Genomic DNA, 14,270 nt, shown 5'->3' with positions numbered 1-14,270 from the left:
AGCGGCTGCACCGGCCTAATCGCCAACAGGCATATGGTCAGGTTGCAGCGGCAGCAATCGATTTAAAAACAGCCCTTTACGCCATGAATATCACACTACACTTCAACTCGAGCGGTGCAGGCCGCTTCCGGCGGGCCTGATCCTCCACCAGCTGCCAAGCTCCCAGCGCCCGCCGGTCCCTGACAGTTCGAGGGCATCATGGGTATCGCTGCGAACGAGTTGAGCCGTCATGTCATTCGTCCCACGCTGATCTACCTGGGTCGTCACTGCGCCAGTGCCGAAGCGTTGCTGCTGGGTGTCGCTGCCAGTCAGTCGAGCCTCGGCCAGGCGCTGCATGACCGCCGCGGGCACGGGCTCTATCGTATCGGTCAGACGCGGCACCAGATGCTGTGGGACCACTACCTCGCACGCGATCCCGAACTGGCCAGCCTCGTTCGTGGGCTGGCCAGTCAACATGCCTTTCTCGGCGGTCCTCATCTGGAGCTGACCGTCAATCTACGCTACGCCACCGCCATCGCCTGGATGCTCATCGAGCAACAGGCGATGCCACTGCCGGTCGCGGACGATCTGCTTGGGCTGGCGCGTATCTGGCGACAGACCTTCCACCCTCAAGGGCGCCTGCGCGACTTTACCCAGGCCTGGAATTGTTGGGTAAACCCCGGGCTCATCGCCGCATCTTGAGAACCGTCCTACATAAAAACCAGATGCGCTGACTTGTCTGGTTAGATTGTCCTACAAAACCGCTCTATCTCGGTGAATTCAGCCTATGGCGTAGTTCGCGAATTGTTGGTAGCGTTTCGCCCCGGAGATCCCAAGGAGTTCTAATAATGAAAACAGTCATGCTCAAAACCTCCATCGGCGTCGCGATCGCGCTCGCCTCCAGCCAACTCTTCGCCAGCGGATTCGCCCTGAACGAGCAAAGCGTCAGCGGCATGGGGACAGGTTTCGCGGGACGCTCGTCGGCTGCCGACGATGCCAGCACCATTTACGGAAACCCTGCCGGCATGTCTCGCCTGAAGCGCGAGCAGGCCACCGTCGGCGCCGCCGCCGTCATCGCCAAGACCGACCTCTCCGGGGCTGGCAGCAACCTGGGCGGAAAAATGGACGGCGACATGGTGCCGTTCGTCGGCGTACCCATGGGCTACTACGTCAAACCGATCGACGACCACTGGAGCGTGGGCTTCGGTGTCTACGTTCCGTTCGGCCTGGTCACCGACTATGGCAGCAACCACGCCGCCCGCTATTGGGGCAAGAAGAGCCATGTCGAAGTGGTGACCTTCCAGCCAACGGTCAGCTACGCCTTCAACGACAAGGTGTCGATCGGTTTCGGTCCGACCATCAACCGTATCAAGGGCGAACTCAGCTCCAACACCATCAACCCGCTCACCCCCGGCCGCAACGACGGCGAGGTCAAGATCAAGGGTGACGACACCGCCGTGGGCTACAACATCGGCGTGATGGTGCAGGCTACCGATCGCACCCGCCTGGGCCTGACCTACCACTCCATGGTCGACTACAAGCTCGAAGGCAAGACCAAGATCAACAACGCCCTGATCGGTCCGTTCAGTGGCAGCAAGTTCGACGCCGACCTGAAGATCAAGACGCCGGAGTCGGTGGACTTCTCGGTCACCCACGAGCTCGACGACCAGTGGACGATCTATGCGGGCAGCACCTGGACTCGCTGGAGCCGCCTGAAGGACATTACCGTCACCAACGATGTCCCAGCCCCACTGGCCGGTCAGTTTGGCGTGATCAGCGAGGAACAGCACTGGCACGATACCTGGGCCCATGCCGTCGGCGCCTCTTACAAGGTCAACAAGGAGTGGACCCTGCGCACCGGCTTCACCGTCGATCAGTCGCCGACCAACAACCAGGACCGCTCCCCGCGCATCCCCACGGGCGATCGCAAGATCTTCAGCCTGGGCGCCGGCTACAGCCCTACCGACGACGTGACGATCGACGTGGCTTATTCCTACCTGTGGGAAGAAGACACCAAGGTCAACCTGGCCAGCCGTACCAAAGGCACCTATCAGGCCAAGTACGAGAACAGCGCCCACGGCCTGGGTGCATCGCTCACCTACCGCTTCTGAGTCACATTGCCGCTCTTGGAAGAACCGCCCTCGAGGCGGTTTTTTCATGCCTTGGCGGACCTCACGCTCAGGGTTTGGAGGCGATGGCCTTCTCGATCGCCGCGCGCAAGGCCGGGTCGTCCGGTTTGGTGAGGCTCGAGAAACTGCCGATCACCTTGCCGCGACGATCGACCACGTACTTGTAGAAATTCCACTTCGGCGCGCTGCTCTGTCTGGCCAGTTCGACGAATAGCGCGATGGCGTCCGCGCCGCGCACCGGCTGGGCCTTGGTCATGGTGAAGGTCACGCCGTAATTGGCGTAGCAGACCTTGGCGGTCTTCTCGCTGTCGGCGTCCTCCTGCTTGAAATCGTTGGACGGTACACCGAGCATTTCCAGGCCCTGGGCGTGATAGGCCTGGTAGGTGGCCTCCAGCCCTTCGAACTGAGGCGCGAAGCCGCAATAGCTGGCCGTGTTGATCACCACCAGCGGCTTGCCGGCGTAACGCTCACACAGGTTTATCTGCTCCTTGCCGCGCAACTCCGGCAGGCTGCCCTGGAGCAACGCCGGGCATTCGACCGCCCAGGTGGGGGTAGCGGCCGCCAGGGCCAGCAAGGGTGCGACGAGCCAACGCATGGGCATGCTGCAATACTCCTGAGAACCTTGATTGCCTTGCAGGTTAGCGCCTAACAGACGCTCATGCCCAGTTGCATCAAGGCCAAACCGCCTCGCTGCCAGCCCCACCAGGCCATGGCGAGTGCCAACAGCAGGCCGCCAACGGCCAACCCGGCCCGCACGACAGGGCGATTCATGTCGACGCCGCCAGGCGTGCGACCGGGCGCTCGCGGACCGGCCAGTTGAGCGCTGCCGCCAGCAGACTCAGCAGTATCGAAATCTGCCAGACCAGGTCATAGCTGCCGGTGCGATCGTAGACCACGCCACCCAGCCACCCCCCAAGAAACGCCCCCAGCTGGTGGAACAGGAAGACGATGCCGCCGAGCATCGATAGGTTGCGCACGCCAAACAGGGTCGCGACCGTGCCGTTGGTCAAGGGAACGGTCGACAGCCACAGCAGGCCCATGGCGATGCCGAACAGACAGGCGCTGAACGCGGTGACCGGCGCCCACAGGAAGGCCACGATCACCCCTGCCCTGAGCAGGTACAAGGTGGTCAGCAGGCGCGGCTTGGACAACCGCCCGCCGAGCCAGCCTGCGGTATAGGTGCCGAGGATGTTGAACAGGCCGACCAGCGCCAGCACCGTGGTTCCAGTGGTGGCCGGCAGGTGCTGATCGACCAGATAGGCGGGCAGGTGCACGCCGATGAACACTACCTGGAAGCCGCACACGAAAAAGCCCAGCGCCAGCAGCCAGAAACCTGTGTGCGAACAGGCCTCGTGCAAGGCCTGGGACAGCGTCTGGTCGCCGACCTGCATAGGCAACGGACGGTCGCGCAGCAAACTGACGAAAGGCACGATCAGTGCCACCATCAGCCCCAGCACCAGCAACGCCGCCGACCAGCCCAGCCACTGGATCAGGCCCAGGGTCCCGGGCAGCATGGCGAACTGGCCGAAGGAGCCCGCCGCGCTGGCGATGCCCATGGCCAGGCTGCGCTGCTCAGGGGCCACCGCGCGGCCGACCACGCCGAGGATGACCGAGAACGAGGTGCCCGACAGGCCTAGACCGATCAGCAGGCCAGCGCTCAGCGACAGCGACCCGGGCGAGTCGGCCAGGCTCATCAGCATCAACCCCAGGGCGTAGAGGATACCGCCGATGACGATCACTCGCGCTGCGCCAAGCCGATCCGCCAGGGCGCCGGCGAACGGTTGCGCCAGGCCCCAGATCAGGTTCTGCAAGGCAATCGCGAAGGCGAACACTCCCCGACCCCAACCGAAATCGGCGCTCATGGGACTGAGGAACAGCCCGAAACCATGGCGTACGCCAAGCGACAGCGCGAGGATCAGCGCAGCGCCCAGCAGCACCCAGCCACTGGTTCGCCAGATGGATATCATTGTTGTTATCTCCAACAGCACGAAGGACAGGCATATCAGCCTCCAGCGTGTATACTTTGCGGTGAAGCGGTGCAAGACTTTTCTACGGCCCCTGCCCCTTCAAACGCTGCAGGATCGGCTCCATCAAAGGTCCCGGCGTACGCTGCAGCGGGTCGGGCGCCCCCTCGTCGATAGCTTTCCAGTAGCGCCAGGGCACTGCTTCGGTGCCCAGTTCGTAGTCCATTCCATCCCAGGCATCTTCGCGAAAGGCATAGAACGCCCAATGCAGCCGATGGCGATCGAGTGCACCGAGCACATCCTGCAGGTACGCCCCGCAGCCCGGCAGCCGTCGCATGCAGCCGAATTCGCCGACCACCAGCCGCGACAGCGGCAACGCATGCTGTTCGGCCCAGCGTACCGGGTGTTGAAGGTAATCGGCCACCCGTTGCGCATCCCAGTGTTCGCGAACGCCGGCGAACGGCACCTTGCCAGGGTAAGCGTAAGGCCGTTTGCGGCTGAGGTTCGGCGCCGAGGTGGCCATGTAGGGTTCGTACATGTGCACGCTGTAGAGGACGCGCTCGTCGGCCAAGGGCTGTGGCCAATAGCCGAAGGCATCCGCCGCTGCATACCAGCCGGCATCGACCATCACCGGCGTGACGGCGTCCACGCGGCGGATAGCCTCTACCAGCGTCGCCGACAGAGCGGGCAGGTCCCGAGCGCTGCCCTGCACCTGCGCGTACCAGCGCTGCATGTCCACCGCCGAGGCATGCTCGCGCAGCCCCCCGAGCTTTTCCGGGGCCGGCTCGTTGATCAGGTTGAAGGCCGCCACCGCAGGATGATCCTTGAGCGCGGCGGCCAGGTCCTGCCAGAACGTCGCGGACTGCTGCCAATAGGCCTTGTCCTGCCACAGTCGATCGTCGAAGCGATTGTGGTTGTTCTGCGCCCAGCGCATGCCGGGCAATGACAGCGGCGCGATGACCACCTTCAATCCCGCCTGGTGAGCGCGGTCGAGGGTGGTCATCAACGTGTCCAGGTCCGCCTGAACCAGGCCTTCGTAGGCGTCGGCATCGCCCAGCAGAAAGTCCCGGCCGGCCGGCTGCCACTTGTCGTAGGACAATCTTACCCAGGTGGCACCATACGCCTTGAGGGCGTCGAAATAGCGCTGATCGGGCGGCAGCCGGTTGAAACTGTTGGCGCCGTGGCGCGGTGTGTCCCAGAAATCGATGAGATCGGCGGCCAGGGCGGGCAGCGTGCTCAGGGCAAGCACCCAGGCGAGCAGTCGGCGAAGCATAGGAGGTTCCGGAAGTGAGGGGGAACACCGAGCCTAGCGCGACTCCGGGGGCGACTTTTCCGCACCGAGTGCAAGAGCATTCCCAACCTTCGCAGCGGTCGCTCACACCATCAGGGCCAGCCCCACCACCACGCTCGACTCCAGCAACTCCAGCAGGGCACCGGCCGTATCGCCGGTGGTGCCGCCCAGGCGCCGGCACATCTGCCGGCGCAGCGCCGCGAACACGCCCAGGGCCAGCAGCACGATCAGCGCCGCCGTCACGCCACCGAACAACACGCAGGCCGCCACGGTGGCCAGCAGCGTCCAGCCGCCCTGCGTCTTGGGCAGGTGCTTGGCGAGCGCCGCCCCCAAGCCACCGGCCCGTACGTACGGTGTGCACAGGAACAACCCGAGCAACGCCGCGCGACCCAGGACCGGTGCCAACATCAACCAGGCCCCCGCGTCGCGCTCGAGCAGCACCCAGAGCGCACAGAACTTCAGCAGCAACACCAGCACCAGCGTCACCACGGCGATGGGACCGCTGCGGGGGTCCTTCATGATCTGCAAGGTGCGCTCGCGATCGCCGAAGCCGCCCAGCCAGGCATCGGCGCTGTCGGCCAGCCCGTCCAGGTGCAGCGCGCCGCTGAGCAGTACCCAGAGGCATAGCAGCAGGGCCGCCTGCAACGGGGCGGGGGCGCCGTGCAACATTGCGCTGGCCGCCCACAGCAACGCCCCGAACAAGGCACCGACCGCGGGGTAATACAACAGTGAGCGCCCCAGCAGACGGGGCTCGGGCATGCCGGGCAGGCTCACCGGCAGGCTGCTGAGGAACTGCAGGGCGATCCAGAACGGCAGCATCACGTGAGCTCCCGGAATCGCCCGGCCTCGACGGCCAGGCTTTTCAAGGCACCATGGCCGACCTCCACTTGCAGCAACTGCTCGCGCGGCAATCCGCGGGCCTGGGCCAGCAACAGGCGCATGACCCCGCCATGGGTCACCAGCAGCACCCGCTGGCCAGCGTGGCGTTGCGCAAGCCGCTGCACGCTTGCCTGCACCCGCGCGGCAAACTCACCCACCGGCTCGCCGCCGGGCGGCGTACAGGCGTAGGGGTCGGCCCAGAAAAGTCCCAGCAGGTCGGCTTCGCCTTGCATGATCTGCGCGGCGCTGCGTCCCTCCCAATCGCCGAAATGCAACTCGCGTACACCGTCCTCCAGCTGCACCGACAGCCCCAGATCCGCGCCCAGTTCCTCGGCGAAGCGCGCACAGCGTTGCAGGGGCGAGCTGACCAGCGCCTGCCACGTGCAGGCCTCAGGGACTGCGGCGACCGCAGCGCGCATCTGCGCCCACCCCGTCGGCGTCAGGGCATCGTCCAGGCTGCCACGCAAACCACCGCCCAGTTCGGTTTCACCGTGACGCAACAGGTCGAGAATCATGCCGGACGATCGGCCACGGCCGCCTCGGCGAAGGTCGCCATCTGCCCATGCAGTGCACACGCCAGGCGCATCAGCGGCACCGCCAGCGCCGCGCCGCTGCCCTCGCCCAGTCGCAGGTCCAGGGCCAGCAGCGGCTGGGCCTGCAGCGCGTCGAGCAGGGCGCGATGGCCGGGCTCGGCCCCTTGGTGGGCGAACAACAGCCATGGGCGGCAATGGGGATTCAGACGCACGGCGACCAGCGCCGCCACACTGCAGATGAACCCGTCCACCAGCGCGGCCACGCCCTGCTGGGCGCACGCCAAGTAGGCGCCGGTCAATGCCGCGATCTCGAACCCACCGACGCAGCGCAGGGCTCGCCAGGTATCGGCCTCGGTCAAACCATGTAGGCTCCGCGCACGCTCTATCACCTCGGCCTTATGGCGTACGCCGGCGCTGTCCAGGCCGGTACCGGGCCCGCTCAGGGCAGTGGCCGAGCAGCCCAGCAGAGCGCTGGCCACGGCGGCGGCGGCCGTGGTGTTGCCGATACCCATCTCACCGCCGATGAACAGTTGAGCGCCGCGGGCGATCGCGCGCAGCGCACTGTCACGCCCGGCCTCGAGCGCCGCCTGCACCTGCGCCTCGCTCATCGCCGGCTGGCGGGCGAAGTTGGCGGTGCCGGCGCCCAGGCGCAGATGCTGCACGCCCGGCAATTCCAGCGTCGGATCCACCGTTCCCAGGTCGACCACCTCCAGCGACGCCGCCAGCTCACGGGCCAGCACGCTGATGGCTGCGCCACCGCCGACGAAATTGCGCAGCATTTGGCCGGTGACGGCCTGCGGATAGGCCGAGATGCCCTCCTCGACCACGCCGTGATCGCCCGCGAAGAGGGTGATTGCCACGCGCTCCAGGCTCGGCCGCTCGCGACCTTGCAGCGCTGCCAGGGTGATCGCCAGGTGCTCCAGCTGACCGAGCGAGCCAGCCGGCTTGGTCAGTTGCTGCTGGCGGGCACACGCCTGCTCCATGGCGTGGATGTCCAGGGGTCGGCAGGCATCGAGCCACCAGTTGGAAGTCATAGAGCAGGTCCTTTGAGGATGAGAGGAAGACCGGCGACGGTCAGCACCACGCGCTCGCAGCGCTGGGCCACGGCCTGGTGCAGCCAGCCGGCGAGATCGACGTAGCGACGGGTCAGTTCGCCCAGTGGCACCACACCCAGGCCGCTTTCGTTGCTGACCAGGATAACCGTGCCCGGAAGGCTCGCCAGGCAGTCGAGCAGTGCCTCGCGCTCCGCGTCCAGGCGTTGCGGGTCGTCGAGCATCAGCAGGTTGGTCAGCCACAGGGTCAGGCAGTCCACCAGCAGGCAGCGATCGTCCGCTGCCTCGGCGCGCAGCACGCGGGCCAGGGCCAGGGGCTGCTCGATCAGCCGCCAGTCGGCCGGGCGACGCGCGCGGTGCAGGCGCACGCGCTCGTTCATTTCACCATCCAGCGGCTCGCTGGTGGCGATGTAGGTCACGGCCTGGCCGCTGGCCGCAGCCTGCTCTTCGGCCAGGCGGCTTTTGCCCGAGCGGGCGCCGCCGAGGATCAGGGTGCGCATCAGGCGACTCCACACAGACTGCGCAGCCGCGCAGTGTCCAGGTGCTGCTCGACCAGATCGGCCAGGCGCTCGATGTCGCGTTCACGCAGCGCGTGGTAGTTGATCGGCTCGACCGCTTCAAGCCCCGCCCAGCGCAGCAATGCCGCGCAGGACTCGCTGCCCTCGAACAGACCATGCAGGTAGGTGGCCAGGATCTGCCCGTCGACGCTGATGGCACCGTCGTCGCGGCCATCGGCCAGCCGCACCGCCGGATGTTGCAATGCCGGCCCCTGGGTGACGCCGGCATGAATCTCGTAGCCGCCTACCGGCGCCTGCTCCAGGCTCAACTGGCCAACGACGTTGCGCAGCTGCTTTTCGGCCTCCAGCACGGTCGAGTAGTCGAGCAATCCCAGGCCGTCGCTGGTGCCGGCCGGGCCTTCCAGGCCACCGGGATCCTGTACCTGTCGCCCCAGCATCTGCAGCCCGCCGCAGATACCGATCAACTTGCCGCCATAGCGCAAGTGGCGGGCGATGGCCTGGTCCCAGCCACGGGCGCGCAGCTGGGCGAGGTCTGCGCGTACGCTCTTGGAGCCGGGCAGGATGATCAAATCGGCGGGCGGGATCGGCTGACCGGGACCGATGAACTGCAAATCGACCTGCGGATGCAGACGCAGCGGGTCGAAGTCGGTGTGATTGCTGATGCGCGGCAGCACCGGCACGATGACTTTCAACACCTGCTCGCCCTTCGTCGCCTGCCGGTGGTCGATGCCGTCCTCGGCCTCCAGGTGCAGGTCGCCGACATAGGGCAGCACGCCGAGCACCGGTTTGCCCGTGCGCTGTTCGAGCCAGTCCAGACCGGGTTGCAACAAGGCGATGTCACCTCGGAAACGGTTGATGACAAAACCCTGGATCCGCGCCTGTTCACTGGGTGAGAGCAATTCCAGGGTGCCTACCAGGTGCGCGAAGACCCCGCCACGATTGATGTCGGCGATCAGGATAACCGGGCAATCGACGGCTTCGGCGAAGCCCATGTTGGCGATGTCGCCGGCGCGCAGGTTGATCTCGGCAGGCGAACCGGCGCCTTCGACCATCACCACGGGATAGGCCGCGCTCAGACGCTGGTGCGAGGCCAGTACCGCCTGCATGGCGACGGCCTTGTAGTCGTGATAGGCGAGCGCATTCATGCTGGTCACCGCCCGGCCATGGACGATCACCTGGGCGCCGGTGTCGCTGTTGGGCTTGAGCAGCACCGGGTTCATGTCGGTGTGCGGCGCCAGGCCACAGGCCTGCGCCTGCACTGCCTGGGCGCGACCGATCTCGCCGCCGTCTGCGGTCACCGCGCTGTTGAGCGCCATGTTCTGCGGCTTGAAGGGCACCACGCCGATGCCTCGGCGGCGCAGCCAGCGACACAAGGCGGTGACCAGCGTGCTCTTGCCGGCATCGGAGGTGGTGCCTTGCACCATGAGGGTGGTCATGCCGACTCCTTGTGATAGTCCTGCAGGGCCTGGCGCAGGCGCGCTTCGTCCGCCGCGCTGGCAGGCAGCCCCACGCGTATGGCGCTCGGGGTGTCGAACAGGCGCACGAGAATCCCCCGGCGCGCCAGGAACTCGTGCAACCGGGCAGCGCTGGGGTCGCGCCGGTACTGGAACAGGTCGCAGCCACCGCTGGCCGGCAGACCGCTGTCCGCGAGCAGCGCCACCAAGCGCGCGCTGGCCTGGGCACAGCGCGCGATCTGGTCCTGCTGGCTGTGGGTATCGGCCAGGCACGCCTGGCCGACGATGCGTGTCGGGCCGCTCACCGTCCATGGCCCCAGGCGTTCGGCAAGGGCTTGCAACAGCGGCGCCTCGGCCACCACGAAGCCCAGACGCACGCCGGCCAGCCCGAAGAACTTGCCGAACGAGCGCAGCACGATCAATCCGCCGCGCCCGGCCTGGTCGACCACACTGTGCTGCGGGGTGTTGTCCATGAACGCCTCGTCCACCACCAGCCAGCCACCACGCCGGGCCAGCCGTGCCTGCCAGTCGAGCAGGCGCTGACGCGGCACGCAGCGGCCTGTGGGGTTGTTCGGGTTGACCAACAGCAGCACGTCGAGACTGTCCAGGGCACCCTCGACCTGTCCTTCGTCCAGCTCGACCAGCCTGTGGCCGGCCTCTCGCCAGGCGTGCGGGTGCTCGGCGTAGCAGGGCCCGAGCACACCGACCCGGCAGCGGGGGCGCAGCAATGGCAGCGCCTGGATGGCCGCCTGCGAGCCTGCCACCGCCAGCACTCGATGCACCCCGTAGTACACCCGTGCAGCCTGCTCCAGACCGTCCTCGACTTCCGGCAGACGCGCCCAGGCATGGATTGGTATGGGGGCTATCGGGAACGGCCAGGGGGCGATACCGCTGGACAGGTCGAGCCATTGTTCACGCGCGATGCCGTATTGGTGCACCGCACGCAGCAGACGACCGCCGTGTTCAAGCATAGAGCCAGCCCCCGAGACAGATCACCAGCAACCACAACCAGACGCCGCGCTGCACCAGGTTCCAACCGCGCTCGATGGCGTCGGCATCGGCCCCCTGGCCTTCGCCCAGCTGTGGACGGCTGTGCAGCTCGCCGTGGTACACCGCAGGCCCGCCCAGTTCGACGCCCAGGGCACCGGCACCGGCCGCCATCACGGGACCGGCATTGGGGCTGTCCCAGCGTGGTGCCTGGCTGCGCCAGCAGCGCAAGGCCAGGCGAGTCTTGCCGAGGACGGCGTAGGTCAACGCCACCAGGCGAGCCGGAATGTAATTGAGTACATCGTCGATGCGTGCCGCTGCCCAGCCGAAGCGCTCCAGGCGCGGCGTGCGGTAGCCCCACATGGCATCGAGGGTATTGCTCAGGCGGTACAGCACCACGCCCGGCGCCCCGGCCACGACGAACCAGAACAGCGCGGCGAAGACCGCGTCGCTGCCATTTTCCAGCACCGATTCGGTGGCGGCGCGGGCGACCGCCGATTCATCCAGTTCGGCGGTTTCGCGGCTCACCAGATACCCCACGCGGCGCCGCGCTTCATTCAGATCGCCTTGTCGCAGCGCCTGCGCCACCGGCAGCACATGCTCGCCTAGGCTGCGCAGCCCCAGCGCGCAGTACAGCGCAAGCGCGTCCACCAGCCAGCCGATGGCCGGCAGCCAGGACAGGATCAGCGCCAGCAGGGTCAACGGCACCACGGCCAGGAACCAGGCGCTGATGCCATGACTGCGCCAGCCTCGGCCACCGGCATTCAGGCGTTGTTCGAGCCGATTGGCGAAGTTGCCGAAAGCCACCAACGGATGGCGTCGTTCGGGTTCGCCCAGCAGCGTGTCCAGCGCCACGCCGGCAACGGTGAGCAAGGCGATGCTCATGGCTGCGCTCCCCAGTGATTTTCGTAGAGCATCTCGCTCAAGGGCCGCTCGCGTGCCCAGTCTTCCAGCACCAGCATGGGCGCTTCGTAGAAGCGCGCCACAGGCCCCAGACAGAGGACCGCTACCGGCTTGGCGCCGGGCGGCATGCCCAGCAGTTCGCCCAGCGCCTGCGGGTCGAACAACGACACCCAGCCCATGCCCAGGCCTTCGGCGCGGGCAGCCAGCCACAGGTTCTGGATGGCACAGGCCAGCGACGCCAGGTCCATCTCCGGCAGGGTGCGACGACCGAAGATGTGTGCCTCGCGCCGGTCCATCAAGGCCGCGACCAGCACCTCGGCGCAGTCGGCGATGCCTTCGACCTTGAGCTTCATGAAATCATCGGCGCGCTCGCCCAGGGCCTCGGCGGTGCGCAGACGCTCCTGTTCGACCAGGGCCTGGATGCGCTCACGCAGGGCCGCTTGGCTGATGCGGATGAAGCGCCAGGGCTGCATCAGCCCCACGCTGGGAGCCTGGTGGGCGGCACCGAGCAGGCGGGCGAGCAGCGCAGGCGCTACCTCGCCTGCAGTGAAATGGCGCATGTCCCGTCGTTCGCCGATGGCCCGATAGACCGCCGCCCGTTCGGCGTCGGTAAAGGCGTGGGCATTCATGGTCGCAACAGCGCGGCGGCCGCCTCCGGATCGGACGGGAAATAGAAATGCACGTAGGACGCCGTCAACCGTCCCAGGCGATAGACCGCTTCGTTGCCACGCCCGCCATTGGGGCTCTGGCCGCGGGCCACGGGCACCAGTTCGGTGGAGGTCAGCGAATGGTGATAGGTGTGGCCGCGCAAGGTGCCCTCGGGCAACTCGACCGCCTGCAAGGCCAGCGCAGCGAGACGCTTCTGCATCACCGCTTCGCCCGGCAGCAGCCCCAGCAGCTCGGCACGCTCACCGGCCACGTCGGTCAGCGCGTCGAGCAGGTAGAGCATGCCGCCGCATTCGGCCAGCAGGGGTTTGCCCTGGGCGTGATGCGCGCGGATCGCCTGGCACATCGGGGTATTGGCCGCCAGGGCTCGATGATGCAGCTCCGGATAGCCGCCGGGCAGGTACAGGCTGTCGACCTGCGGCAGCTGCGCGTCATGCAGTGGCGAGAAGAACAGCAATTCGGCGCCCATCTGGCGCAGCAGCTCGAGGTTGGCGCCGTACAGGAAGGCGAACGCCTCGTCGCGGGCGACACCGACGCGCACGCCGCGCAGGCTCTGCGACACGCGCACGCAAGGTGGCTCGGCGAAGGTTACAGGGGGCGGCAGAGCGGCATCGCAACTGGCACCCAAAGCCTGCGCCGCGGCGTCCAGGCGGGCGTCCAGGTCGTTGAGCTCGCTGGCCTGAACCAGCCCGAGATGACGGCTGGGCAGCTCGATGCCGCGTTCGCGCGACAGCCCGCCATACCAGCGCAGGCCCTCGGTCAGGCTGCCTTCGAGCAACTGCGCATGGCGCAAGCTGCCGACTCGATTGGCCAGCACCCCGGCGAACGGGAGATCGGGCTGGTAGCGGGCCAGGCCCAGGGCGAGCGCGCCGAAGGTCTGGGCCATGGCGGTGCCGTCGATCACCGCCAGCACCGGCACGCCGAAATGACGGGCCAGGTCGGCACTGGACGGGGTGCCGTCGAACAGCCCCATGACCCCTTCGATCAGGATCAGATCGGCATCGGCGGCGGCGTCCCACAACAGGCGTCGGCTCTCGGTTTCGCCAATCATCCACATGTCCAGCTGATACACCGGCGCGCCACTGGCGCGCTCCAGGATCATCGGATCGAGGAAATCGGGGCCGCACTTGAACACCCGGACCTTGCGCCCCAGGTTGCGGTGCAGGCGTGCCAGGGCCGCGGTGACGGTGGTCTTGCCCTGGCCGGAGGCCGGTGCCGCGATCAGCACGGCCGGACAGTGACGAACGGCTCGGCTCACAGCTCGACGCCCTTCTGCGCGCGAATGCCCGCCTGGAAGGCGTGCTTGAGCATGCCCATCTCGGTGACCGTATCGGCCAGCTCGATCATCTCCGGCTTGGCGCCTCGGCCCGTGACGATCACGTGCTGCATGGGCGGGCGCGCCTGAAGGTCCGAGAGCACCTGGTCGAGGTCCAGGTAGCCATGTTTGAGGGCAATGTTCAGCTCGTCGAGCACCACGAACTGCACGGCTGGGTCGTGCAACAGTTCCCGCGACACCGCCCAGGCCGCCTGGGCCGCGGCGATGTCGCGCTGACGGTCCTGGGTTTCCCAGGTGAAACCCTCGCCCATCACGTGGTAGCGCACCTGATCGGGAAAGCGCCGGAAGAACAGTTCCTCGCCGGTGCTGTTGCGCCCCTTGATGAACTGCACCACGCCACAGTGCATGCCATGGCCCATGGCCCGGGCGAGCATGCCGAACGCCGAACTGCTCTTGCCCTTGCCGTTGCCGGTGAGCACCAGCAGCAGGCCGCATTCATTGGGAGAATTGGCGATGCGCTCGTCGATCACCGCCTTCTTGCGCAGCATGCGCGCCAGGTGGCGTTCGTCACGGTCGGTGGATTCGTTCATCAGCAGTACTCCGCAAACTGTCGCCACGCAGGCTCAGCCTTCGCCGACT

At 66.9% G+C, this 14,270-nt stretch carries 16 protein-coding genes; 2 read left to right on the top strand and 14 right to left on the bottom strand.

Annotation, left to right across the window (positions count from 1 at the left end; translation table 11 throughout):
- Positions 1–198 precede the first annotated feature (198 nt).
- A complete protein-coding gene (locus IAE34_RS08970; RefSeq protein WP_200138524.1) occupies positions 199–681 on the top strand; it encodes a hypothetical protein in 483 nt (160 codons plus the stop codon).
- A gap of 146 nt (positions 682–827) precedes the next feature.
- Positions 828–2,090, top strand: a complete 1,263-nt coding sequence (locus IAE34_RS08965) for an OmpP1/FadL family transporter (protein ID WP_200138523.1) — start codon at positions 828–830, stop codon at positions 2,088–2,090.
- Positions 2,091–2,157: 67 nt separating this feature from the next.
- Here the strand turns inward: IAE34_RS08965 and IAE34_RS08960 are convergent, their stop codons facing one another.
- From IAE34_RS08960 to cobO, 14 genes are all read right to left on the bottom strand, one after another.
- Complete coding sequence (locus tag IAE34_RS08960; RefSeq protein ID WP_200138522.1) at positions 2,158–2,709, bottom strand: glutathione peroxidase; 552 nt, start codon at positions 2,707–2,709, stop codon at positions 2,158–2,160.
- A 44-nt stretch (positions 2,710–2,753) separates the two neighbouring features.
- Positions 2,754–2,879: a hypothetical protein gene (locus tag IAE34_RS24505; RefSeq protein WP_267908840.1), complete on the bottom strand. Its 126-nt coding sequence runs from the start codon at positions 2,877–2,879 to the stop codon at positions 2,754–2,756.
- A complete protein-coding gene (locus IAE34_RS08955; RefSeq protein WP_233631035.1) occupies positions 2,876–4,075 on the bottom strand; it encodes an MFS transporter in 1,200 nt (399 codons plus the stop codon). The genes IAE34_RS24505 and IAE34_RS08955 overlap by 4 nt, the downstream gene beginning before the upstream one ends.
- A gap of 82 nt (positions 4,076–4,157) precedes the next feature.
- Entirely contained in the window at positions 4,158–5,279 is a 1,122-nt protein-coding gene (locus IAE34_RS08950; protein ID WP_325100981.1) for a glycoside hydrolase family 5 protein, read from the bottom strand.
- 168 nt (positions 5,280–5,447) lie between these two features.
- Positions 5,448–6,182, bottom strand: coding sequence for an adenosylcobinamide-GDP ribazoletransferase (locus IAE34_RS08945; RefSeq protein ID WP_200138520.1), 735 nt, complete (start codon positions 6,180–6,182; stop codon positions 5,448–5,450).
- Positions 6,182–6,757, bottom strand: a complete 576-nt coding sequence (locus tag IAE34_RS08940) for a histidine phosphatase family protein (RefSeq protein WP_200138519.1) — start codon at positions 6,755–6,757, stop codon at positions 6,182–6,184. The genes IAE34_RS08945 and IAE34_RS08940 overlap by 1 nt, the downstream gene beginning before the upstream one ends.
- A complete protein-coding gene (gene cobT / locus IAE34_RS08935; protein WP_200138518.1) occupies positions 6,754–7,809 on the bottom strand; it encodes a nicotinate-nucleotide--dimethylbenzimidazole phosphoribosyltransferase in 1,056 nt (351 codons plus the stop codon). Before cobT ends, IAE34_RS08940 begins: the two co-directional genes overlap by 4 nt.
- Positions 7,806–8,327, bottom strand: a complete 522-nt coding sequence (gene cobU / locus IAE34_RS08930; RefSeq protein ID WP_200138517.1) for a bifunctional adenosylcobinamide kinase/adenosylcobinamide-phosphate guanylyltransferase — start codon at positions 8,325–8,327, stop codon at positions 7,806–7,808. Before cobU ends, cobT begins: the two co-directional genes overlap by 4 nt.
- Positions 8,327–9,781: a cobyric acid synthase gene (locus IAE34_RS08925; protein WP_200138516.1), complete on the bottom strand. Its 1,455-nt coding sequence runs from the start codon at positions 9,779–9,781 to the stop codon at positions 8,327–8,329. Before IAE34_RS08925 ends, cobU begins: the two co-directional genes overlap by 1 nt.
- Complete coding sequence (gene cobD / locus IAE34_RS08920) at positions 9,778–10,770, bottom strand: threonine-phosphate decarboxylase CobD (RefSeq protein ID WP_200138515.1); 993 nt, start codon at positions 10,768–10,770, stop codon at positions 9,778–9,780. The genes IAE34_RS08925 and cobD overlap by 4 nt, the downstream gene beginning before the upstream one ends.
- Entirely contained in the window at positions 10,763–11,671 is a 909-nt protein-coding gene (gene cbiB / locus IAE34_RS08915) for an adenosylcobinamide-phosphate synthase CbiB (protein WP_200138514.1), read from the bottom strand. The genes cobD and cbiB overlap by 8 nt, the downstream gene beginning before the upstream one ends.
- On the bottom strand, positions 11,668–12,318 hold the full coding sequence (bluB, locus tag IAE34_RS08910; RefSeq protein WP_200138513.1) for a 5,6-dimethylbenzimidazole synthase: 651 nt from the start codon (positions 12,316–12,318) through the stop codon (positions 11,668–11,670). Before bluB ends, cbiB begins: the two co-directional genes overlap by 4 nt.
- Positions 12,315–13,613 carry a cobyrinate a,c-diamide synthase gene (locus IAE34_RS08905; protein WP_200138512.1) on the bottom strand — a complete coding sequence of 433 codons (1,299 nt, stop codon included), beginning with the start codon at positions 13,611–13,613 and terminating at the stop codon, positions 12,315–12,317. Before IAE34_RS08905 ends, bluB begins: the two co-directional genes overlap by 4 nt.
- Positions 13,610–14,221, bottom strand: a complete 612-nt coding sequence (gene cobO, locus IAE34_RS08900; RefSeq protein ID WP_200138511.1) for a cob(I)yrinic acid a,c-diamide adenosyltransferase — start codon at positions 14,219–14,221, stop codon at positions 13,610–13,612. The genes IAE34_RS08905 and cobO overlap by 4 nt, the downstream gene beginning before the upstream one ends.
- Positions 14,222–14,270 lie beyond the last annotated feature (49 nt).

The organism is Pseudomonas sp. S30 (assembly GCF_016518545.1).
GTDB lineage: Bacteria > Pseudomonadota > Gammaproteobacteria > Pseudomonadales > Pseudomonadaceae > Aquipseudomonas.
Note: the sequence above shows the minus strand (reverse complement) of the source record. Positions and strands in the feature narration are given on the sequence as shown.

Bases quoted from the DNA above. Each gene is read 5' to 3' on its own strand.
- IAE34_RS08970 (WP_200138524.1), top strand. From the start codon at position 199: ATGGGTATCGCTGCGAACGAGTTGAGCCGTCATGTCATTCGTCCCACG.
- IAE34_RS08965 (WP_200138523.1), top strand. From the start codon at position 828: ATGAAAACAGTCATGCTCAAAACCTCCATCGGCGTCGCGATCGCGCTC.
- IAE34_RS08960 (WP_200138522.1), bottom strand. From the start codon at position 2,709: ATGCCCATGCGTTGGCTCGTCGCACCCTTGCTGGCCCTGGCGGCCGCT.
- IAE34_RS24505 (WP_267908840.1), bottom strand. From the start codon at position 2,879: ATGAATCGCCCTGTCGTGCGGGCCGGGTTGGCCGTTGGCGGCCTGCTG.
- IAE34_RS08955 (WP_233631035.1), bottom strand. From the start codon at position 4,075: ATGATATCCATCTGGCGAACCAGTGGCTGGGTGCTGCTGGGCGCTGCG.
- IAE34_RS08945 (WP_200138520.1), bottom strand. From the start codon at position 6,182: ATGCTGCCGTTCTGGATCGCCCTGCAGTTCCTCAGCAGCCTGCCGGTG.
- IAE34_RS08940 (WP_200138519.1), bottom strand. From the start codon at position 6,757: ATGATTCTCGACCTGTTGCGTCACGGTGAAACCGAACTGGGCGGTGGT.
- cobT (WP_200138518.1), bottom strand. From the start codon at position 7,809: ATGACTTCCAACTGGTGGCTCGATGCCTGCCGACCCCTGGACATCCAC.
- cobU (WP_200138517.1), bottom strand. From the start codon at position 8,327: ATGCGCACCCTGATCCTCGGCGGCGCCCGCTCGGGCAAAAGCCGCCTG.
- IAE34_RS08925 (WP_200138516.1), bottom strand. From the start codon at position 9,781: ATGACCACCCTCATGGTGCAAGGCACCACCTCCGATGCCGGCAAGAGC.
- cobD (WP_200138515.1), bottom strand. From the start codon at position 10,770: ATGCTTGAACACGGCGGTCGTCTGCTGCGTGCGGTGCACCAATACGGC.
- cbiB (WP_200138514.1), bottom strand. From the start codon at position 11,671: ATGAGCATCGCCTTGCTCACCGTTGCCGGCGTGGCGCTGGACACGCTG.
- bluB (WP_200138513.1), bottom strand. From the start codon at position 12,318: ATGAATGCCCACGCCTTTACCGACGCCGAACGGGCGGCGGTCTATCGG.
- cobO (WP_200138511.1), bottom strand. From the start codon at position 14,221: ATGAACGAATCCACCGACCGTGACGAACGCCACCTGGCGCGCATGCTG.